This is a genomic window from Gordonia shandongensis DSM 45094, assembly GCF_000423025.1.
In the GTDB taxonomy this organism is placed as follows: Bacteria; Actinomycetota; Actinomycetes; order Mycobacteriales; family Mycobacteriaceae; genus Gordonia; species Gordonia shandongensis.
In genome coordinates this window covers 190,310-209,988 of record NZ_AUHE01000003.1, presented here as the reverse complement: position 1 = coordinate 209,988, position 19,679 = coordinate 190,310, and the positions used below count along the sequence as shown (strand labels likewise).

The 19,679-nt window shown below is 69.5% G+C and carries 18 protein-coding genes; 9 read left to right on the top strand and 9 right to left on the bottom strand.

Annotated elements, in window-relative coordinates; translation table 11 throughout:
* The first annotated feature begins 23 nt into the window (after positions 1 to 23).
* Together G528_RS0106175 and G528_RS0106170 are read left to right on the top strand one after the other, a co-directional pair.
* Positions 24 to 2,036, top strand: a complete 2,013-nt coding sequence (locus G528_RS0106175) for a M13 family metallopeptidase (RefSeq protein WP_026918212.1) — start codon at positions 24 to 26, stop codon at positions 2,034 to 2,036.
* A gap of 72 nt (positions 2,037 to 2,108) precedes the next feature.
* Complete coding sequence (locus G528_RS0106170; protein WP_026918211.1) at positions 2,109 to 4,157, top strand: MMPL family transporter; 2,049 nt, start codon at positions 2,109 to 2,111, stop codon at positions 4,155 to 4,157.
* Here the strand turns inward: G528_RS0106170 and G528_RS16595 are convergent.
* Positions 4,108 to 5,064: a DMT family transporter gene (locus G528_RS16595; protein ID WP_051198367.1), complete on the bottom strand. Its 957-nt coding sequence runs from the start codon at positions 5,062 to 5,064 to the stop codon at positions 4,108 to 4,110. The genes G528_RS0106170 and G528_RS16595 overlap by 50 nt on opposite strands.
* Positions 5,065 to 5,246: 182 nt before the next feature.
* Here G528_RS16595 and G528_RS0106160 point away from each other — a divergent pair, with 182 nt between their 5' ends.
* The gene (locus tag G528_RS0106160) at positions 5,247 to 6,137 is read left to right on the top strand and encodes a LysR family transcriptional regulator (RefSeq protein WP_026918210.1); all 891 of its coding nucleotides are present in this window, start codon (positions 5,247 to 5,249) and stop codon (positions 6,135 to 6,137) included.
* Between the two features lie 94 nt (positions 6,138 to 6,231).
* Complete coding sequence (locus tag G528_RS0106155) at positions 6,232 to 7,188, top strand: R2-like ligand-binding oxidase (protein ID WP_026918209.1); 957 nt, start codon at positions 6,232 to 6,234, stop codon at positions 7,186 to 7,188.
* 88 nt (positions 7,189 to 7,276) lie between these two features.
* Here G528_RS0106155 and G528_RS0106150 read toward each other — a convergent pair whose 3' ends face one another.
* Positions 7,277 to 8,392: a L,D-transpeptidase gene (locus G528_RS0106150; protein ID WP_425402215.1), complete on the bottom strand. Its 1,116-nt coding sequence runs from the start codon at positions 8,390 to 8,392 to the stop codon at positions 7,277 to 7,279.
* Positions 8,393 to 8,523: 131 nt separating this feature from the next.
* Here G528_RS0106150 and G528_RS0106145 point away from each other — a divergent pair, with 131 nt between their 5' ends.
* A complete protein-coding gene (locus G528_RS0106145) occupies positions 8,524 to 9,408 on the top strand; it encodes an alpha/beta fold hydrolase (protein ID WP_026918207.1) in 885 nt (294 codons plus the stop codon).
* 44 nt (positions 9,409 to 9,452) lie between these two features.
* Here the strand turns inward: G528_RS0106145 and G528_RS0106140 are convergent, their stop codons facing one another.
* Genes G528_RS0106140 through G528_RS0106120 form a run of 5 tightly spaced genes read right to left on the bottom strand, consistent with a single transcriptional unit; the run spans position 9,453 to position 12,880 of the window.
* Positions 9,453 to 10,073 carry a TetR/AcrR family transcriptional regulator gene (locus G528_RS0106140; RefSeq protein WP_026918206.1) on the bottom strand — a complete coding sequence of 207 codons (621 nt, stop codon included), beginning with the start codon at positions 10,071 to 10,073 and terminating at the stop codon, positions 9,453 to 9,455.
* Entirely contained in the window at positions 10,070 to 11,266 is a 1,197-nt protein-coding gene (locus tag G528_RS0106135) for an NAD(P)/FAD-dependent oxidoreductase (protein ID WP_026918205.1), read from the bottom strand. The genes G528_RS0106140 and G528_RS0106135 overlap by 4 nt, the downstream gene beginning before the upstream one ends.
* Complete coding sequence (locus G528_RS0106130; protein ID WP_026918204.1) at positions 11,263 to 11,451, bottom strand: rubredoxin; 189 nt, start codon at positions 11,449 to 11,451, stop codon at positions 11,263 to 11,265. Before G528_RS0106130 ends, G528_RS0106135 begins: the two co-directional genes overlap by 4 nt.
* 1 nt (position 11,452) lies before the next feature.
* Entirely contained in the window at positions 11,453 to 11,620 is a 168-nt protein-coding gene (locus tag G528_RS0106125; protein ID WP_026918203.1) for a rubredoxin, read from the bottom strand.
* Between the two features lie 15 nt (positions 11,621 to 11,635).
* Positions 11,636 to 12,880, bottom strand: a complete 1,245-nt coding sequence (locus G528_RS0106120) for an alkane 1-monooxygenase (protein WP_026918202.1) — start codon at positions 12,878 to 12,880, stop codon at positions 11,636 to 11,638.
* Positions 12,881 to 13,040: 160 nt separating this feature from the next.
* Here G528_RS0106120 and G528_RS0106115 point away from each other — a divergent pair, with 160 nt between their 5' ends.
* From G528_RS0106115 to G528_RS0106105, 3 genes are read left to right on the top strand one after another with little or no spacing between them, the layout of a single operon-like run.
* Complete coding sequence (locus G528_RS0106115; protein ID WP_026918201.1) at positions 13,041 to 13,841, top strand: SGNH/GDSL hydrolase family protein; 801 nt, start codon at positions 13,041 to 13,043, stop codon at positions 13,839 to 13,841.
* A 46-nt stretch (positions 13,842 to 13,887) separates the two neighbouring features.
* A complete protein-coding gene (locus G528_RS0106110) occupies positions 13,888 to 14,880 on the top strand; it encodes a daunorubicin resistance protein DrrA family ABC transporter ATP-binding protein (protein WP_026918200.1) in 993 nt (330 codons plus the stop codon).
* Positions 14,877 to 15,710, top strand: coding sequence for an ABC transporter permease (locus G528_RS0106105; RefSeq protein ID WP_026918199.1), 834 nt, complete (start codon positions 14,877 to 14,879; stop codon positions 15,708 to 15,710). The genes G528_RS0106110 and G528_RS0106105 overlap by 4 nt, the downstream gene beginning before the upstream one ends.
* 1 nt (position 15,711) lies before the next feature.
* On the opposite strand, the gene G528_RS16590 is transcribed toward G528_RS0106105, so the two are convergent.
* The gene (locus G528_RS16590; RefSeq protein WP_211220602.1) at positions 15,712 to 16,584 is read right to left on the bottom strand and encodes an oxygenase MpaB family protein; all 873 of its coding nucleotides are present in this window, start codon (positions 16,582 to 16,584) and stop codon (positions 15,712 to 15,714) included.
* Between the two features lie 118 nt (positions 16,585 to 16,702).
* On the opposite strand from G528_RS16590, the gene G528_RS16585 reads away from it, so the two are divergent.
* Positions 16,703 to 17,407: a TetR/AcrR family transcriptional regulator gene (locus G528_RS16585; protein ID WP_051198363.1), complete on the top strand. Its 705-nt coding sequence runs from the start codon at positions 16,703 to 16,705 to the stop codon at positions 17,405 to 17,407.
* A gap of 69 nt (positions 17,408 to 17,476) precedes the next feature.
* Here the strand turns inward: G528_RS16585 and G528_RS0106090 are convergent, their stop codons facing one another.
* Positions 17,477 to 19,675 (bottom strand): 3-hydroxyacyl-CoA dehydrogenase NAD-binding domain-containing protein, encoded by a 2,199-nt coding sequence (locus tag G528_RS0106090; protein WP_026918198.1) that lies wholly within the window; start codon positions 19,673 to 19,675, stop codon positions 17,477 to 17,479.
* Positions 19,676 to 19,679: the final 4 nt, after the last annotated feature.

Below are 19,679 nucleotides of genomic sequence, written 5' to 3'. Positions count from 1 at the left end.
ACGAAGCGCACGGTGATGCCACCATGGAGGGCGTGACTAGCGAGCAGACCTCCGGCGCAGCGACCACCGACCGGATGCGATCCGGCATCGACCTGGAATGGATGGACGACTCGGTCCGCGCCGCCGACGACCTCTACACCCACGTCAACGGCCGGTGGCTGGCCTCCCACCAGATCCCGGGCGACCGCAGCATCGACGGCGCGTTCCACGTCCTGCGCGACAACGCCGAGGCCGACGTCCGCGCGATCGTCGAGGAGTGCGCCGACCGGGAGTCGGCACCGGGAACCCCCGCGCAGAAGATCGGCGACCTCTACGCCTCCTTCATGGACGTCGAGCGCATCGAGGAGCTCGGCGTCACCCCCATCGCGGCGGATCTCGCCGCGATCGACGCCGTCTCCTCCACCTCCGACCTCGTACGCACGATGGGCGCACTGCAGCGCGACGGCGTCGGCGGTCTGTTCGGGTTCTACGTCGACACCGATGCGCGGGCCTCCGACCGCTACCTCGTGCACATCGTGCAGAGCGGCCTCGGACTGCCCGACGAGTCGTACTATCGCGAGGACAATCACGCCGAGACCCGCGAGGCGTACCGGGCACACCTGGCGACCATGCTCGACCTCGCCGGACGCGACGACGCCGCGACGAGGGCGGACGCGGTGTTCGCACTGGAGACCGCGATCGCCGCAGCGCACTGGGACGTGGTGCGCCGCCGCGACGCCGAGGCGTCGTACAACCTGCGCACCCTGACCGAATTCACCGATGCCGCCGCCGGCTTCGACGTGGACGCCTGGCTGGCCGGGATCGGCGCGGGCGACGAGTTCGCCGAGGTGGTCGTCGGGCAGCCGTCGTTCGTCGAGGGCGCCGCCGCACTCGTGGCCGCCCAGCCCCTCGACGCGTGGAAGGACTGGCTCACCTGGCGGCTCATCCGCTCGGCCGCGCCCTACCTGTCGAGCGCCTTCGTCGACGCGAACTTCGCGTTCTACGGCCGGACCCTCACCGGCGCCGAGGTGATCCGCGACCGCTGGAAGCGCGGCGTCGGATTCGTCGAGCACGCCGCCGGGTTCGCCGTCGGCGAACTGTACGTGGAACGCCACTTCCCGCCCGAGGCGAAGGCCCGGATGGACGAGCTGATCGCGAACCTCGTCGAGGCCTACCGGCGCAACATCTCCGACCTGGAGTGGATGACGCCCGCGACCCGCGAACGCGCCCTGGCGAAACTCGACGCCTTCACCCCCAAGATCGGCTACCCGGCCACGTGGATCGACTACGCGTCCCTCGAGGTCGACAGGACCGACCTGGTCGGCAACTCACGCCGCGCCGCGGCCTTCGAGACCGCCAGGGAGCTGGCGAAGATCGGCGACCCCGTCGACCGCGACGAATGGTTCATGACCCCGCAGACCGTCAACGCCTACTACAACCCCGGGATGAACGAGATCGTGTTCCCGGCCGCCATCCTGCAGCCGCCGTTCTTCGATCCGCACGCCGACGACGCCGCCAACTACGGCGGCATCGGCGCCGTCATCGGTCACGAGATCGGACACGGTTTCGACGACCAGGGCGCCAAGTACGACGGCGACGGGAACCTCGTCGACTGGTGGACCGACGACGACCGCACCGAGTTCGGCACCCGCACCGCGGCGCTCGCCGCCCAGTACGCCGAGTTCACACCGCACGGACTCGACGAGAAGTACAAGGTCAACGGCGAGTTCACCCTCGGGGAGAACATCGGCGACCTCGGCGGACTGTCGATCGCACTGGTCGCCTACGAGATCGCCGTCGCCGCATCCGGCCAGACGCCGCCGGTGATCGACGGGCTCTCCGGCGTGCAGCGCGTGTTCTTCAGCTGGGCCCAGATCTGGCGGACCAAGACCCGCGACGAGGAAGCCGTCCGCCGGCTCTCGATCGACCCGCACTCGCCCCCGGAGTTCCGCTGCAACGGTGTGATCCGGAACGTCGACGCCTTCTACGAGGCGTTCGACGTGGCCCCCGGCGACGCCCTGTACCTGGCACCCGAGGAACGCGTCCGGATCTGGTGATCCGGCCCCCGGGCCGCAGCAGCACCGGACTTCAGCAACACCGGACTTCAGGGACACCGTGAAGGGAATGCGATGACATCGCGGCGAATCATCCGGAGCCTCCTGCCGGCCGTCGTCCTCCTGGTGTGGCTCGGCATCGCCGGGGCCACCGGACCGCTGGCCGGCGCCCTCGCCGGCGTCACCACCAACGACGCGAGCGCGTTCCTGCCCGCCTCGGCGGAGTCGACCCGCGTGTCCGACGAACTGCCCGGGTTCACCGACACCGACTTCTTCCCGGCCATCGTCGTCGCCGAGAAGGACTCCCCGATGACCGCCGGCGACCGCGCCGCCGTCGCCGACGCCGTCGCCCCGCTGCGCGGCACCACCGGATTCGGCCCCGACTTCTCGCCACCCCTGCCCTCACAGGACGGGCGCGCCGTCACGCTGATCGTTCCGGTGTCGACCGATGGGAAGCCCAAGGAGGAGATCGCCGAACTCCGCGACCGGCTGGCCGAACCGCCGACCGGAGTCCGGGTGGCGGTCACCGGCCCCGCGGCGCAGGCCGCCGACCTCTCGGCCGCCTTCGCCGGCATCGACGGCGTCCTGCTGCTGGTGGCGGCGGCCGTGGTGCTGCTCATCCTCATCGCCGTGTACCGGTCGCCGATCCTCCCGATCGTCGTCCTGCTGTCGGCGGTCTTCGCCCTCGCCCTCGCCTCCGGCGCCGTGTACGGGCTCACCGTGTCCGGCGCCCTCGAACTCAACGCGCAGAGTCAGGGAATCCTGTTCATCCTGGTGTTCGGCGCCGCCACCGACTACGCCCTGCTCCTGGTCGCCAGATACCGCGAGAACCTCGCCGAGGAACCCGACGCCCGGACGGCCCTGGTCGCCGCCTGGCGCGCCACGATCGCCCCGATCACCGCGTCGGCGGCCACCGTCACCCTCGGCGTCCTGTGCCTGCTGTTCTCCGATCTCAACTCCAACCGCAGTCTCGGACCCGTCGCGGCGATCGGCATCGTCGCCTCACTGCTGGCGTCCACCACCTTCCTGCCCGCCGCCCTCGCCGTCATCGGCCGGTCGGCGTTCTGGCCGCGACGCCCCGAGGCCACCGGCGGCTCCGCCCATCGGATCTGGGAGCGCGTGGCCGCGTTCGTCGCGCGTCGACCGCGACGCGTCTGGGCGGGGACGCTCATCGTGCTCGTCGCCGGCGCGGCGTTCGCACCGATGTTCCGCGCCGACGGCGTCTCCACCGACGACTTCTTCCTCGGCGAGGTGGAATCGGTGGCCGGCGCGCAGATGCACGCCCGCCACTTCGACGGCGGCTCCGGCACGCCGACGTGGATCCTCGTGCGCACCGGGGCGGCGACCGATGCCGTCGACGCGGCGCGCTCCGTGCCCGGCGTCGCCGATGCGGTGGTCCTCACCGCCGAGGGCGCCCCGGTGACGCACGACGGCCGGGAGGCCGTCCAGGCCACCCTCGCCGACGAACCGAACTCACTGGCCGCGCAGGACACCGTGGTCCGCCTCCGCGCGGCACTCGCCGACGCCCCGCCGCTCGCCGACGCCGATCCGCTGGTCGGCGGCGACACCGCCGTCGACCTCGACACCCGCACCACCGCGGAACGCGACCGCAACGTGATCATCCCGCTGGTGCTGGCGGTGGTCCTCCTGGTGCTCATCGTGCTGCTGCGGAGCCTGCTCGCACCCGTCCTGCTCCTGGCGACCACGGTCCTCTCGTTCGGGACGGCGCTGGGGGTGGCGGCCCTGGTGTTCAACGGCCCGTTCGGCTTCCCCGGCGCCGACCCGGTGGTGCCGCTGTTCGCCTTCGTGTTCCTCGTCGCGCTCGGGATCGACTACAACATCTTCCTGATGACGCGGGCCCGCGAGGAGTCCCTGCGCGCCGGCACCCGCGAGGGCATGATCCGCGCGCTGACCGGGACCGGCGGCGTCATCAGCGCGGCGGGCCTCGTGCTGGCCGCGACCTTCGGCGCGCTCGGCGTGATCCCCCTGCTGTTCCTCGCTCAGGTCGCGTTCCTCGTCGCCTTCGGCGTCCTCGTCGACACGCTCATCGTCCGCTCCCTGCTGGTGCCCGCCCTCACCCTCGACATCGGTCGTCGGGTGTGGTGGCCGAGTCGGCTTCCCTGACCTGCGCGCCCGCGCCCTCCCCCGCAAGCTCGCCGACCGGACTCTCGGTCGCCCGGCGCCGGTCGACGCCGACCCGACAGGCCGCGGCCCCCACCACCAGACCGATCACGACACCGACGTCGGGACGCTCCCCCATCAGCACCCACGTGAGCACCGCGGCGATCGACGGGATCACGCCGAACAGGAGCGAGACGGCGGCGGCCCCGGCCCGTGCGATCGCCGCCAGGTAGAGCGTCGCGGCGATCACCGAGTTGGCGATCACCAGGACCGCGATCGTCGCGACGGCCGTCGGCGCGTCCGCGACGTGCTGCGGCGTGAGAGCGAAGAACACCGCCGAGGGCACCAGCGCGACCGTGACGCCGATCGTGTTGACCGCGATCGGATGACCATCACGCAGGTATCGCTGCTGGTAGACACCGCCCAGGGCGAGACCGAGGACCGCGACGACCACCCAGCCCACCGCGACGTCCACGTGCCCGACCTCCATCACCCGTCCGGCGAAGGCGGCACCGACGGCCACGAGTGCCAGCAGCACCGCGACCACCCGCCGCGCGGTGAGGGGCTCGCGCAGCACGACGGTCGACGCGAAGGCCGTGACGACCGGGTTCATCGCGATCACCAATGCGACGAGCACCGGGGAGACGCCGGCGTACATCGCCTGGTAGCAGCCGACGAACTGGACGCCCTGCGACAGGAATCCCACCACCACCGCGTGCCACGCCTGGCGGCCGCGCGGCCAGGCGAGTCCGCGCACGCCGACGATCGCGGCCAGGAGCACCGCCGAGACGAGGAACCTGCTCACCAGGACCGTCCCCGGCGTCGCCGCCTGGACGGCGAGAGCACCGACCGGGTAGCCGAGTGCGTAGAAGAAGGCCGTCGATGCGCCGAGCGGGAAGGGGAGTCTCACAGGAGACGATGGTCGTCGCATCACGCCGCGCCGTCCAACGACATATCGTTCGCCATCCGATAAGCATTCGTGAACCATCGATTCGGTGATCGTCGCCGAACCTCCCCCTGACCTCCGCGCCGGTCGGTCCGGTCGATCGCGATCACTGATCGGTTCGGGCCGAGGAGGACTACCCTGCAGTCATGGCCCGCACCTTCGACATCACACCCCTGCGGTCGCTGGCCGCCGTCGCGACCACCGGCGGCGTCCACCGCGCCGCCGAGTCGCTCGTCATCACCCAGTCGGCGGTCAGCCAGCACCTGCGCCGCCTCGAACGGGAGGCGGGCACCGCACTGGTGCGACGGGACGGACGCCGCATCGCCTTCACCCCCGACGGCGAGGAGCTCCTCGCCCACGCCCGCGCGATCCTCGCCGCCCACGATGCGGCCGTCGCGCGGTTCGACACCGCCGCCGACGACACGGTGGTGATCGGCGCCGCCCAGAACAGTGCCGCGGTGGTGCTGCCCCTGGTGATGAGCCGACTGCGCGAGCGGTTCCCCGACAAGGACGTCCGCTTCCACCTCGACCGGCACGCCACGGTGCGGACCATGCTCGATCACGCGCGGGTCGACGTCGTCGTGACCACCCGGGTGGCGCCCGAACTGGCACCCCGCGGCGACGGCTTCCGACTGCGGTGGCTGTGGTCGGCCGACGCCCCGACGCCCGCCGACACCGATCCCGTCCCGCTCGTCACGTTCTCCCCGCCGTGCACCCTGCGCCAGCCGACCTTCGACGGATTCAGCGCCGTCGGCCGTCCGTGGCGGCTCGCCGTGGAGGTCAACGACCTGGCGACGGGCCTCGACGCCGTCCGCGCGGGCATCGGAACCATGCTCGTCCCGGTCCTGGACCGACTGCCGGACGGTCTGGTGGCCCTCGACGACGCCCCGCTCCCGCCGACCATCCAGTTGGGCGTCGCCTACTCCGATCACACCCGACCGGAGATCGGCGCCACCGTGACCGAGGTCCTCGCCGAACAGCTGGGCACCGACCGCGTCGAGCTCGCGCACAACGCGGCGTTCCCCATGCCGGCGTGACCACCGCCCTGGCTCACGCCGATCGCGCACCGGAGCCCGCCGTGACGGACTAGCGTCGAAGGGGACTCGAACCGACGAGCGGGAGGCGACGACCGTGACCGCACCTTCACCTCGACCCGATGTCCGCGACAGGTTCACGTCGCTGCGTTCCGGCGGCATGAACTGGGATTCGTTCCCCCTGCGACTGTTCACCAAGGGCAATGCCAAGGCCTGGAATCCGGCCGACATCGACTTCACGCAGGACGCCCGCGACTGGGCGGCACTGTCCGATGAGCAGCGGCGCAGCGCGACGTACCTGGTCGCCCAGTTCGTCGCCGGCGAGGAGGCCGTCACTCACGACATCCAGCCGTTCATGGCGGCGATGGCGGCCGAGGACCGTTTCGGCGACGAGATGTACCTCGCCCAGTTCTGCCTGGAGGAGGCCAAACACGCGCAGGGGTTCCGACTGTGGATGGACGCCGTCGGCCTCACCGACGATCTGCACCCGTTCGTCGCCGACAACCCCCATTACCGGCGCATCTTCTACGACGAGCTGCCGGCGGCGCTCGGCGTGTTGACGCGCGATCCGTCACCGGAGAACCAGGTCCGGGCCAGCGTCACCTACAACCACGTGGTGGAGGGCAGCCTCGCGTTGACCGGGTACCACGCGTGGCGGACGATCTGCGCCGACGAGGGCATCCTGCCGGGCATGCAGCGTCTCATCGGCTCCATCGCGGAGGACGAGACGCGGCACATGGCGTGGGGGACGTTCACCTGCCGTCGGCACATCGCGGCCGACGACGGACTGTGGCAGGTGGCGACCGACCGTTTCGGCGAGTTGATGCCGATGGCCGTCGGCATGATCGGCTGGGTGAACGACCAGTTCGAGGAGACGCCGTTCGGCCTCGACAACGACGCCTTCATCGCCTATGCCGCCGATCGCGCGCAGCGGCGGATGAACGCGATCGCGTCGGCGCGCGGCCGGCCGGTGGCCGAGATCGACGTCGACGACAGCCCCGTCACCCTCGAGGAGACGTTCACTGCGGAGGATCGGGCGTCGTTGGAGCGCTGACGCGCGAACATTTCCACCACGTCTGCGATGGTGTGACGGCCTGTAGGCGCCATCGTCGCGCTATACGCGTTGGTAATGCTCGAGCGGGTCAGGTCGGCGCGCCCGCCTTCCACTGCTCCCAGCTCAGCTCCCAGTCGCCGTAGGTGTCCCACACCGGCAGCGGCGGCCCCCCGGAGTCGGTCACCTCCACGACGTCGCCGATGCCGAAGTGATCGAACATCCACTTGGCGTCCGCGTTGCTGAGGTTGACGCAGCCGTGCGAGACGTTCGCCGCCCCCTGCTGCCCCACCGACCACGGTGCGGCGTGCACGAACTCGCCGTCGTTGGAGATCCGCAGGTCGTTGTAGACGGTCTCCCGGTAGTACCCGGGGTCGCCCTGGCAGACGCCGAAGCTGCACGAGTCCATCACCGTCACCGGCGACTTCTCGGAGATCACGTGCGGTCCGGTGTGCGACGGCGTGTCGGGCTCCCCGAGGCTCATCGGCATCTGCCGCACCTGCTCGCCGTTGTGGAACACGGTGAGCAGTTCGGTGGCGCCGTCGGCTTCGGCCACCCACGAGTCGTGCACCGTGTAGTCGACGGCGTTGTCCTCGGCCCCGTACACCCCGTTGCCGAGGTCGACGCCGTACACGTCCGCTTCGAGGTGGATGCGGGTGCCGGGCTTCCAGTAGTGCGGCCCGCGGTAGTGGACGTTCTGATCGTCGATCCAGTACCAGGAGCCGGGCTGCGCGGGTGTGGTGGTGACCTTGAGGTGCTTCGTCACCTCGGCCTTGTTCGCGACCGGCTCGGTGAACTGGAAGACCATCGGCTGTCCGATCCCGATGCCGACGTCGGAGACCGTCTCGGGTGCCGGGATCACATTGGCGTAGGCCGTGCTCTTCGGCGCGAGGGTGCTCACGGTGAACGTCTTGCGCGTCCGGTGTCCGTCGGCGTTCGCCGCCGTCGCGGAGACGGTGTAGGTGTGGTCGTAGCCGAGGTCCTCGGTGGTGGTCCAGCGGGTGCCTTCGCGATCCGCGGTGCCGTCGACGCGCTTGCCGTCGGCATTGGTGACGGTGACGGCGGTCAGCTCGCCGCCCCGTGCGTCGACGACGATCGGCGTCGTCGGGTTGATCGGCGCACCGTCGGCGACGGGCACCGAGATCGTCGCGGGCGGCGGCGGTGCCGCATCGGGCGCGTCGCTCGCGCATGCAGCCACCATCAGCATCGCGACCACCAGCGACATCACTGCGATCGCCGACTTGAACCCACTCACCACCGTCGTCCCCTCGTCGTCGTCTCCCGACGTTCTCCAGAGTACGACTGTTCGAAAACTAGAACGCGTTCTACTATGGGCGCATGGACGTGAGCTACGAGGGAACCAAGCGCGAGATCGGCACGGACAAGGGAGTCATCCGATACCACGAAGCCTGCGCCGTCGACGGCCGGCACGAGCACGGCGACTGCGATCGCCCCGTGCTGATCCTGCTCCACGGATCGGGCCCCGGCGTCAACGGGTGGCGAAACTATCGAGGCAACCTCGGATTCTTCGCGGAGACCCACCACACCTACATCGTCGAGTTCCCCGGATTCGGCGTCTCGGACCCGGTCGAGGGTCACCCCGTCCTCACCGCGGGCGGATCGGTCATCCGATTCATGGACGCGCTCGACATCGCTTCGGCCGCCATGATCGGCAATTCGATGGGCGGCGTCGTCGGGATCAACCTCGCCGTCAAGCACCCCGAGCGGGTCGAGAAGCTCGTCACCATCGGCGGCGTGGGGCCCAACCTGTTCAGCTCCAGTCCGTCCGAGGGACTGCGGCTGCTTCAGGAGTTCACCGACGCCCCCGACCGCGACAAACTCGTCCGGTGGCTGAACTCGATGGTCTTCGACCGTTCGATCGTCACCGACGATCTGATCGAGGAGCGCTGGGCGGCCGCGAACGATCCGGACGCGCAGAAGACGGCCGCGATGATGTACGGCTCCAAGGCCTTCGCGATGATGCAGGAGTTCCAGGCGAACTCCGACACCCCGCCCTACTGGGCGATGATGCACAAGGTGAAGTGCCCGACGCTGCTCACGTGGGGGCGCGACGACCGGGTGAGCCCGCCGGACATGTCACTGGTCCCGATGCGATTGATCCCCAACGCCGAACTGGTCGTCTTCCCCAACAGCGGGCACTGGGTGATGATCGAGGCGAAGGACGCCTTCGAGTCGTCGGTGCGGGCGTTCCTGACACGCTGACCGGGCGACGCCGGCCGGGCGACTGACCGGGCGACGCCGACGGGTCAGCCGCGGGCGGCGATGATCGCCGGAGCGAGGACCACGGCGAGGTCCTCGGCGACGTCGTTGTCCGCATTCGCGGCGGGCGGCATCGACACGTAGCTCAACGCCATCCGCGCCACCATGCGCGCGACGCGTCCCGCGGCGACGGTCGGCATCGCCACCCACGACTCGCGCAGCACGACGGCGATCCGCCCGGTGGCGGCGTCGATGATCGGGGCCGCATCGGTGGTGATGAGCTTGAGGAGGTCCGGTTTCGCCTCGCCGCTGAGCAGCGACTGGATCAGCGGGTCGTCGGCGGCGCCGGCGAAGAACCGGGTGAATCCGACGCGCAGCGATTCGGTGACGTCGCCCTCGTTCTGTTCGATGGCCTCGGCGATCTCCGCGGTGAACTCCTCGGCCAGCCGCAGCGCGTAGGCCTGCGCGAGCCCCGCCCGCGAGGAGAACTCGTTGTACACGGTCTGTCGGCTCACCCCGGCGCCGCGGGCGACGTCGGCCATCGTGACGCGCGACCAGTCCTTCTGCCGCAACAGGTCCCGCAGTCCGTCGAGCAGAGTGTCGCGCAGCAGCTGCTTGGCTGCTGACGCGAAACTCGGGTGGCCGGCGACGGCGGTGGGAGCACTCACACGCTCGAGCCTAGTCCCGCGGCGATCTGCGTGCGGAGTTCGCGGGCCGCGGCCGCGCGGCCGATCGTGACGGCGCCGACGAGGTCGCCGCCGACGTGGGTGGTGACGGTGGCGTCACCGGCGGTCACCTCGCCGTCGACCCGGACGTCGCCGTCCGCCGACGGCCAGCCGACCATCTGCACGTTGACCCCGTACTGCATCGTCCACGCACGCGGCACCTCCGTGAATCGGGGGGCCTCGCGGCCGTCGAGGCCGGCGAGGATCGACTGCGCGGCCGCCTTGCCCTGGTCGGTGGCTCCGAACCAGTGCTCACCCTTGACCGGTTGACCGGTGCGGAGGTCGGGCAGTGCTGCGGCGTCGCCCGCCGCGTAGATCCCGGCGACCGACGTCGCCAGGGACCCGTCGACGACGATGCCCTCGGCGACGGTCTCCGCGCCGGCCGATGACGCGAGCGCCAGATCGGGAGCCATGCCGAGCGCCGCGACGACCGTTCCCGCATGGCGCGACCCGTCGACGCAGGCCACCTCGCCGCCGGTCGCCGACTCGGCGCACGCACCGGTGTGGATGTCGACGCCCCGCTCGCGGTGAATCCCCGCGAGGAAGTCCGAGACCACGGCGGGCACGACGCGGCCGGCCACTCGGTCGGCGGCCTCCAGGACCGTCGCCCGATGGCCGTGCGCGGCGGCCGACGCGGCGAGCTCGAGTCCGATGAGTCCGCCGCCGATGACGACGAGTCCGCCCGAGGCGGCGATCGCGTCCCGGATGCCGAGCGCGTCGTCGCGGGTGCGGAGCGTCGGCACCGCGGCGTCGAGCCATGCCGGCCGGAGCGGGCTGCCGCCGGTGGCCAGCAGCAGGGCTCGGTAGTCGAGCGTCGTCCCGTCGTCCAGCGTGACGGTCCGCGCGTCGGGGTCGACGGCCATCGCCCGCACCGATGCTCGGACGTCGATCTGCTTCGCGTCCCAGAAGTCGGGCTTCTGCAGGCTGATCCGCTCCACCGAGAGATCGGCGGCCATCAGGTCCTTGGAGAGCGCGGTGCGACGGTAGGGCAGACCGGATTCGGCGCTCAGCAGCGTGAGAGCCCCCTCGTAGCCGGAGTTCCGCAACGTCGTGGCGGCGGTGACGCCGGCCGTGCCCGCTCCGATGATGACGACGCCGGGCTGTCCGCCGGTGCCGATTCCGGTCTGATCACTCATGACCGGGCGACCTCGACCATCTCGAAGTCGGCCTTCGCGGCGCCGCAGTCGGGGCAGCTCCAGTCGTCGGGGATGTCGTCCCAGCGGGTGCCGGGGGCGATGCCGTCCTCCGGCCACCCCTCGGCCTCGTCGTATTCGAAGCCGCACTGCACGCAGCGGTAGAGCTTGAAGGCGGTGTCACTCATGTCACTGTCCAATCTTCTCGAAATCGATCTTCTCGCGGACCCCGCAGTCGGGGCAGGGCCAGTCGTCGGGGATGTCGGCCCACGCGGTGCCGGCCGGGAAGCCTTCGCGAGGGTCCCCGTCGGCCTCGTTGTAGACGTAGTCGCAGACCTCGCACCGGTAGGAACTCATCGGGTCATTCCTCTCTCAGGCGTCCGCGCCGTACTTGGCGAGGATCTTCTTCTCACGGCTCGGCTGGATGTTGGCCTTGGTGATGTCGCCGTCGTAGTGCTCGACGACGCGGTGGTCCATGATCTTGCGCCAGATCGGCGGGAAGTACGCGACGGTGATCATGCTCGCGTAGCCGCTGGGCAGGTTCGGCGCCTCCTCGAAGCTCCGGAGCGTCTGGTAGCGACGCGTCGGATTCGCGTGGTGATCGCTGTGACGCTGCAGGTGGTACAGGAAGATGTTCGTGCAGATGTGGTCGCTGTTCCACGAGTGCTCGGGGGTGCACCGCTCGTAGCGGCCGCGTTCGTTCTTCTGCCGCAGCAGACCGTAGTGCTCGAGGTAGTTGACGGTCTCCAGCAGCGAGAACCCGTAGACGGCCTGCAGGACCATGAAGGGCAGGATCTGCCAGCCGAAGATCGCGGTCAGCGCGGCCCACAGGACGACCGACATCGCCCAGGCGTTGAGGACGTCGTTGCTCGGGTGGAAGACGGGCCGCTCCATGCGCTTCATCCGCGAGGACTCCAGCTCCCAGGCCGATTTGAGGCTGCCGAACACGCTGCGCGGCAGGAAGCTCCAGAAGCTCTCGCCGAAACGCGAGGTCGCGGGGTCCTCGGGGGTGGCGACCCGCACGTGGTGGCCGCGGTTGTGCTCGATGAAGAAGTGTCCGTAGAACGTCTGCGCCAGGGTGATCTTCGACAGCCACCGCTCGAGGTCGACCTTCTTGTGGCCGAGTTCGTGCGCGGTGTTGATGCCGATGCCGCCCATCGCGCCGACCGAGAAGGCCAGGCCGATCTTCGACGCGAGGCCGAGGCCGCCGTCGATGCCGAGCCAGCTCAGGTCGCCTGCGGTCCACAGGTAGCAGGCGAAGACGAGGCTCGCGAGCTGGAACGGGATGTAGACGTAGGTGCAGTACCGGTAGTACTTGTCGTTCTCCAGCTGCTCCATGAGCTCTTCGGGCGGGTTCTGCCCGTCCGGGCCGAAGAAGATGTCGAGAATCGGCAGCAGGCCGTAGATGAGGATCGGCCCGAGCCACCACCACGCGGGCGACACGGTGCGCAGCCATTCCGCGTTCGCCGCGTCCGCGCCCCAGTTCATCAGTGCGACGAATCCGGTCGCAATGAAGACGGCGGTCGGCGGGACCAGGCCCAGCAGCCACAGGTGGCGCTTCTTGTCGCGCCAGGGCTCCACTTCGACGCTGTGATCGTCGATCGTCGGGTTCGCCATGTCAGTCCTCCTCGGTACGGCGAGTTCTTCTGTGTTTGACAGTAGGACACTTCGCGTCCTGTGTCTATACATTAACCCATTATTTGTAAAGTGACGGGCTTCACCTGCGCCGATGTTTCGCTCCGCCGATCCCGGACCGTCGCGGACTACCATCGGCGGCATGACGTTCTCGCGATTCGTCGCGATCGGCGACTCCCAGACCGAAGGCATGTGCGACGACGACGGCGCGGGCGGACTGCGCGGATGGGCCGACCGGCTCGCCGAGCGCCTCGCCGACCTCCGCCCCGACGTGCGCTACGCGAATCTGGCGGTGCGCGGGAAGAACACCCGCGACACCCTCGTCGAGCAGCTCGAACCCGCGCTGGCCCTCCACCCGGACCTGATCGCCGCGCCGCTGGGCATGAACGACGTGATCGGGCGCACCGACCTCGACCGCGTCCACGCCGACCTGTCGACGATCTACGAGCGACTCGCCGCCACCGGCGCCACGGTGATCGTCTCGACGTTCCCCGACATCTCGGCGATCAACCCGCTGGGCCGGTTCTTCGGCGAACGACTCCTGGAGCTGAACCGGTTCATGCGCGACTTCGCGCGCGAGCACGGCTTCGTCCTGGTCGACCTGTACGCGGCACCCGTCCTCGTCGACCCGCGGGCGTGGTCACCCGACCGCCTGCACGCCTCCCCGCTCGGCCACGAGCGTTTCGCCGCCGGAGCCGCCCACGCCCTCGGCCTCCCCGACGGCGATCCCGAGTGGGGCGCGCCGCTGCCGGGACGCGACACACCGCATCCGGTCGCCCAGGCGGCCGCCGACCTCCGGTGGGCGGCGGAGTTCTTCACCCCGTGGATGATCCGCCGACTGCGCGGCCGGTCCCTCGGCGACGGCCGGGAGCCCAAGCGGCCCGTCCCGTCGCCCGTCCGAGCTCCGGCCGACCGGCCCGCCGTCGGCTCCGAGGGCGCCTGAGAAAAACCTCTCGCCAGGCGGCATCGGTTCTCCGTACAGTGAACCAATGACCTCACGCCCCGGCGACACGATCGCCGTCGAAGCCATCGACCTGGTGAAGCGGTTCGACGATTTCACCGCAGTCGACGGCATCAGCTTCGCCGTCCCGGCCGGCACCGTCCTGGGCATGCTCGGCCCCAACGGGGCGGGCAAGACCACCACGGTCCGCATGATGACCACGTTGAGCACCCCCACGTCGGGGACCGCCCGGATCAACGGCTTCGACGTCCTCGAGAATCCGGCGGGCGTCCGGCGGAGCATGGGGCTCACGGGACAGGCCGCGACCGTCGACGAACTGCTCACCGGCCGGGAGAACATGGCCATGATCGGCGGCCTCTACGGCATCGGCCGCAGGGAGCTGCGGCGCCGCACCGAGGACCTGCTGGCGCAGTTCTCCCTCACCGACGCCGGAGACAAGACGGTCCGCGAATACTCCGGCGGCATGCGACGGCGCATCGACCTCGCGGTCAGTCTCCTCGCCTCGCCGCCCGTCCTGTTCCTCGACGAACCGACCACCGGCCTCGACCCGCACAGCCGCAACGAGCTGTGGGACGTGCTGCGGGGGCTGGTCGACGGCGGCACCACGTTGATCCTGACGACCCAGTACCTGGAGGAGGCCGACCAGCTGGCCGACCGGATCGTCGTCATCGACGCCGGCCGGATCATCGCCGAGGGCACGCCCCTGGAGTTGAAGACTCAGGCCGGCGCCGCGAGCCTCGTCACGACGCTCACCCATGCCGCGGACCTGCCGTCCGCGCACGCGCTGCTGGCCGAGGTGTCCGACGAGATCTTCGTCGACGATCATGCGCGGACGCTGACGCTCCCGGCGGGCGGTCTGTCCGATCTGACCCGGGTGGCTCAGCTCCTGGACCGCTCGGCGATCGCGGTGGACGATCTGAGTCTGTCCCGACCCAGCCTCGACGACGTCTTCCTCAGCCTCACCGGGCACCGTGCCGTGGCCGACGAGTCGTCGGCCGACCTCGAAGGAGTCGACGCATGACCGCGTCCACCGTGGGCGAGCGCGTGGAGCCGAAGCCGCCCAGCACCTGGCGTCAGACCTCGATCATGGTGCGACGCAGCCTGATCCACACCAAACGAATGCCCGAGATGCTGTCGGACGTGACGGCGCAGCCGATCATGTTCGTCGTCCTTTTCGCGTTCGTGTTCGGGCCGGCGATGCCGACGCCCGGCGGCGGCAGTTACCGCGAGTACCTGCTCCCCGGCATCATGGGGCAGACCATCGTGTTCACGGCGTTCATCGTGTCGAACGGCATCACCGCGGACGTCGACAAGGGGATCGTCGACCGGTTCCGCTCCCTGCCGATCAACCGGACGTCGTATCTGCTGGGACGCGCCGTGGCCTCGCTGCTGCATTCGTCGATCGGCATCGTCGTCATGGCGCTGACGGGTCTGGCGATCGGCTGGCGGATCCACACGTCGTTCCCCGAAGCGGTCCTCGGCTTCGCCCTCGTGCTGGTCTTCGGCTTCGGCATGATCTGGTTCGGGATCCTGATCGGCTCGTGGCTCAAGTCGGTGGAGGCGGTCAACGGCTTCATGTTCACGTTCCTGTTTCCGCTGACGTTCTTGTCGAACGCCTTCGTCCCGACGGCGCCGATGGCGCCGTGGCTGCGGGCGATCGCCGAGTGGAATCCGGTGTCGTCGCTGGTGCAGGCGATGCGACAGTTGTGGGGGAACGGGCCTGTCGCCGCCGAGGGCGCGGCGTTCCCGCTGCATCATCCGATCATCGCGACGATCGTGTGGTCGCTGGTGTTCACCGCGGCGTTCGCACCGTTCGCACTGCGGGCGTTCCGGCGCCGCACCGCGAACTGACTCAGCCGCAGGCCCGCCGCGGCCGGGCGACGCCCTCCCCGGCTCGGCGACGCCGCCGCAGGTCCCAGAGGTAGTACTTGGCGGGGAGCCAGCGGATGGGCCGCGGGATCAGTCGGTACACGGGCGGCATGATCGTCATCAGCAGGTCGAACGCCCGCTGGCGGCCCGGCCCCCACGGGAGCTCGAAATCGGTGCGCACCCGCTCGGGGAGCAGCCCGGTCGTGACGAGCCGGTTCAGCGGCATGCCGGGTTTGATGTACCAGGGCGCGTCGCCGCCGCGCAGGAGGGCGTGGACGAAGCGACGGACCTGGTCGTCGCAGGAGAGCTCGTCGAGTTTGCGATCCCAGTAGGCGTCGAATTCGGCGCGGGTGGCGGGCCACATGTCGGGTTTCACCTGGAGGGCCGTGCCGAAGACCGCCGAGTCGCGGTACAGGGCGTCGGCCTGCGCGTCGGTGAGCTCTCCGAAGAATCGCCGGTACAGGGTGGCGCCGTTGCGGTAGAGGGTGCCGGCGACCCACAGCTGCAGCTCGGGATCGAACGCGTTGTAGGTCGCCGAGCGGATGGGGACGTGCGCCTTGTTGGTGGTCCGCACGATGTGCTTGCGGTCGTCCTCGCTGCCGAGGGTCACGGCGTAGACGTACGACATGGTGGTGCGAAGTCGGTCGAGGGGGCGGCGGAGCACCGTGCTGTGGTCGGCGACGCCGTGGCCGACACCGGGTTCGGCGAGTTGCAGGAGCACCGTGCTGCCCGCCCCGAGGAACAGGCAGGCTTCACCGATCATGGTGTTGAGACCGAAGTCGGTGTCGTCGACGGTTCCGCGCGCTGCCGTCCCGGCCGGTGTCCCCGCCGGTGTCCCGGCCGATGCCACAGTCATCATCTGTCTCCTCGCTCGCCTCGGATCGACATTCGACGTCTCACCACGTGCAACGTTTCAACTGAAAGTGTTGCACTGTACGCGCATGGTTGCAAGACCCTCGGCGTACCATCGAGCTGTGTCGACCACGGAATCGCTGCTGTCCCTGCTCCAGGAGTCCGGCGCACAGGGCTGCGACGAGGAGATCGTCCAGGCCGCCCTGGAGCAGTTCGCACTCACCGGCGTCCGCCGCACCAGCACCGACGACATCGCGCGCCGGGCGGGCGTCAACCGCGCCACCGTGTATCGCCGCCTCGGACCGCGCAGCGACATCGTGGGCACCGCGTTCCTCTACGAGGCCGGTCGGGTCCTGAGCGCCATCGAATCGGAGCTCCCCGACGAGATCGACGACGTCGACGCGTACATCGTCGCCTTCTTCACCACGACGCTCACCACGCTGCGCGAGAACGTCCTGCTGCAACGCCTGCTCGACGTCGACCGCGATGAGACGCTGCACGCGCTGACCCTCCAGGCGGGCCCGGTGCTCTCGCTGGCGTCGGCCTACGTCGCCGAACACGTTCGCCGCATCCGCGCCACCGTCGACCGACGGAACGACCCCGACCGGAGCGCGCCAGACGGCACTGTGCCAGACGCCGGCGTGTCGAATGGCGGCGTGTCCGGCGGCGGCGTGTCAGACGACGGCGTCGCCGCGCTCAGCGACACCCTCGCACGGCTCACCCAGTCGCTCCTCCTGACGCCCGACGCCGGTCCGCCCCTGTCGACACCGCAGGAGATGCGGGCCTACGCCGAACAGATCCTGGTCCCCATGATCCGCGGCCGATAGACCACCGCCGACAGACAAGGCCCCGATGAACCTGACGGTTCATCGGGGCCTGTTCGTCGCGTCAGACGACTACTTCGGGACCAGGTTCTCGTTCGTCAGCTTCTCGACGCCCGACTCGGCCTTCTCCACCAGCGAGGCCGGCGGCTCGAAGTGAGCACCGTACTTCGAGGCGAGATCGCGAGCACGTGCGACGAAGCCCTTCAGGCCGCCCTCGTACTGGTTGATGTACTGGACGACGCCGCCGGTCCACGCCGGGAAGCCGATGCCGAAGATCGAACCGATGTTGGCGTCCTCGACCGACGTCAGCACGCCCTCGTCGAAGCACTTCACCGTCTCGAGCGCCTCGGCGAACAGCATGCGCTCCTTCATGTCCTCGAACGGGATCTCGTTCGACCCGGACTTGAAGTTCTCCCGCACGCCCGGCCAGATCAGGCCGCGCTTGCCGTCGGTGTAGTCGTAGAAGCCCGCACCGTCCTTCTTCGAGGTACGGCCCAGCTCGACCATCTTGTCGATGACCGCGTACGACCCGTGGTCGGGGAACTCGACGCCGGAGGCCTTCGCCGCCGCCTCGGTCTCCTTGCGGATCTTCTGCATCAGCGTGAGCGTCAGCTCATCGGAGAGCTGCAGCGGCGGCGCCGGGTAACCGGCCTGGCCGCCCGCCTGCTCGATGAACGCCGGCTCCACACCCTCGCCGACGGCCGCGATGGCCTCGTTGATGAAGGTGCCGATGACGCGCGAGGTGAAGAACCCGCGGCTGTCGTTCACCACGATCGGCGTCTTGCGGATCGCGAGGGTGTAGTCGATAACCTTGGCGAGCACCTCGTCCTTGGTCTTCTCACCGCAGATGATCTCCACCAGCGGCATCTTGTCGACGGGCGAGAAGAAGTGGATGCCGATGAAGTCCTCGGGACGATTGACGCCCTCCGCGAGCGAGGTGATCGGCAGGGTCGACGTGTTGGAGCCGAGGACGGCGTCGGGTTCGACGATGTCCTGAATCTCCTGGAACACCGTGTTCTTGACCTCGACCGACTCGAACGCGGCCTCGATCACGAAGTCGACGCCCTTGAAGTCCTGCGGGTCGACAGTCGGATGGATCCGGTCGAGCAGGGCCTTGCTCTTCTCCTCCGTGGTCTTTCCGCGCGAGAGGGCCTTCTCCTCGAGCTTCTCCGAGTAGCCCTTGCCCCGCTTGGCGGCGTCGATGTCGATGTCCTTGAGGACCACGTCGATGCCGGCCTTCGCCGAGACGTATGCGATCGCCGCACCCATCATGCCGGCACCGATGACACCGACCTTCTTGGCCTGGAACTTGTCGAATCCCGCGGGACGCGAGCCGCCGCTGCTGATGTGCTGCAGGTCGAAGAAGAACGCCTTGATCATGTTCTGCGCGACCTGACCGGTCACCAGCGACACGAAGTAGCGGGTCTCCACCTCGTCGGCGGTGTCGACGTCGACGTACGCGCCCTCGATGGCGGCGGCCAGGATGGCGCGCGGCGCCGGCATGTTGGTGCCCTTGATCTGCTTGCGCAGGAGCGCCGGGAACGCCGGGAGGTTCGCCGCGACGGCCGGGTTGGTCGGCGCGCCGCCGGGCATCTTGTAGCCCTTGACGTCGAACGGCTGCTGCGCCTCGGGGTTCTCCTTGATCCACGCCTTGGCGGCCGGGACCAGTTCGTCGACGGTGCCGACGACCTCGTTGACGAGACCGAGGTCCTTGGCCTTCGCCGGCTTGAGGCGCGGGCCCTGGAGCAGGACGCCCATGAGCGCCTGCTGCATGCCGAGGAGGCGAACGGTGCGGACCACGCCGCCGCCGCCCGGAAGCAGGCCGAGGGTCACCTCGGGCAGACCGAGCTGGTTGCCCTTGACGTCGGCGGCCACGCGGTAGTGGCAGTGGAGCGCGATCTCCAGACCGCCGCCGAGCGCGGCGCCGTTGATGGCCGCGACGACGGGCTTGCCGAGGGTCTCGAGCCGACGGAGCACCTTCTTCATGCCGTTGGTGCGCTCGGTGATCGCGGTGGCGATCTCCTCCTTGGACTGGTCCTTGGGAGGATTGGTCATGTCCTTGAGGTCGCCGCCGGCGAAGAAGGTCTTCTTCGACGAGGTGAGGACCACGCCCGCGATGTCGTCCTTCTCGGCCTCGAGGCGATCGACGGTGGCCGCCAGCGAATCCATGAACAGCTGGTTCATGGTGTTGGCGCCCTGGTTGGGATCGTCCATGGTGAGGATGACGACGCCGTCGGCGTCCTTCTCCCACTGGATCATGTTGTCAGTCATGGTT

Bases quoted from the DNA above. Each gene is read 5' to 3' on its own strand.
- G528_RS0106110 (WP_026918200.1), top strand. From the start codon at position 13,888: ATGACCTCACGCCCCGGCGACACGATCGCCGTCGAAGCCATCGACCTG.
- G528_RS0106090 (WP_026918198.1), bottom strand. From the start codon at position 19,675: ATGACTGACAACATGATCCAGTGGGAGAAGGACGCCGACGGCGTCGTC.
- G528_RS0106135 (WP_026918205.1), bottom strand. From the start codon at position 11,266: ATGAGTGATCAGACCGGAATCGGCACCGGCGGACAGCCCGGCGTCGTC.
- G528_RS0106170 (WP_026918211.1), top strand. From the start codon at position 2,109: ATGACATCGCGGCGAATCATCCGGAGCCTCCTGCCGGCCGTCGTCCTC.
- G528_RS0106105 (WP_026918199.1), top strand. From the start codon at position 14,877: ATGACCGCGTCCACCGTGGGCGAGCGCGTGGAGCCGAAGCCGCCCAGC.
- G528_RS0106120 (WP_026918202.1), bottom strand. From the start codon at position 12,880: ATGGCGAACCCGACGATCGACGATCACAGCGTCGAAGTGGAGCCCTGG.
- G528_RS0106145 (WP_026918207.1), top strand. From the start codon at position 8,524: ATGGACGTGAGCTACGAGGGAACCAAGCGCGAGATCGGCACGGACAAG.
- G528_RS0106115 (WP_026918201.1), top strand. From the start codon at position 13,041: ATGACGTTCTCGCGATTCGTCGCGATCGGCGACTCCCAGACCGAAGGC.
- G528_RS0106160 (WP_026918210.1), top strand. From the start codon at position 5,247: ATGGCCCGCACCTTCGACATCACACCCCTGCGGTCGCTGGCCGCCGTC.
- G528_RS16590 (WP_211220602.1), bottom strand. From the start codon at position 16,584: ATGACTGTGGCATCGGCCGGGACACCGGCGGGGACACCGGCCGGGACG.
- G528_RS0106130 (WP_026918204.1), bottom strand. From the start codon at position 11,451: ATGAGTGACACCGCCTTCAAGCTCTACCGCTGCGTGCAGTGCGGCTTC.
- G528_RS0106150 (WP_425402215.1), bottom strand. From the start codon at position 8,392: ATGCTGATGGTGGCTGCATGCGCGAGCGACGCGCCCGATGCGGCACCG.
- G528_RS0106175 (WP_026918212.1), top strand. From the start codon at position 24: ATGGAGGGCGTGACTAGCGAGCAGACCTCCGGCGCAGCGACCACCGAC.
- G528_RS0106125 (WP_026918203.1), bottom strand. From the start codon at position 11,620: ATGAGTTCCTACCGGTGCGAGGTCTGCGACTACGTCTACAACGAGGCC.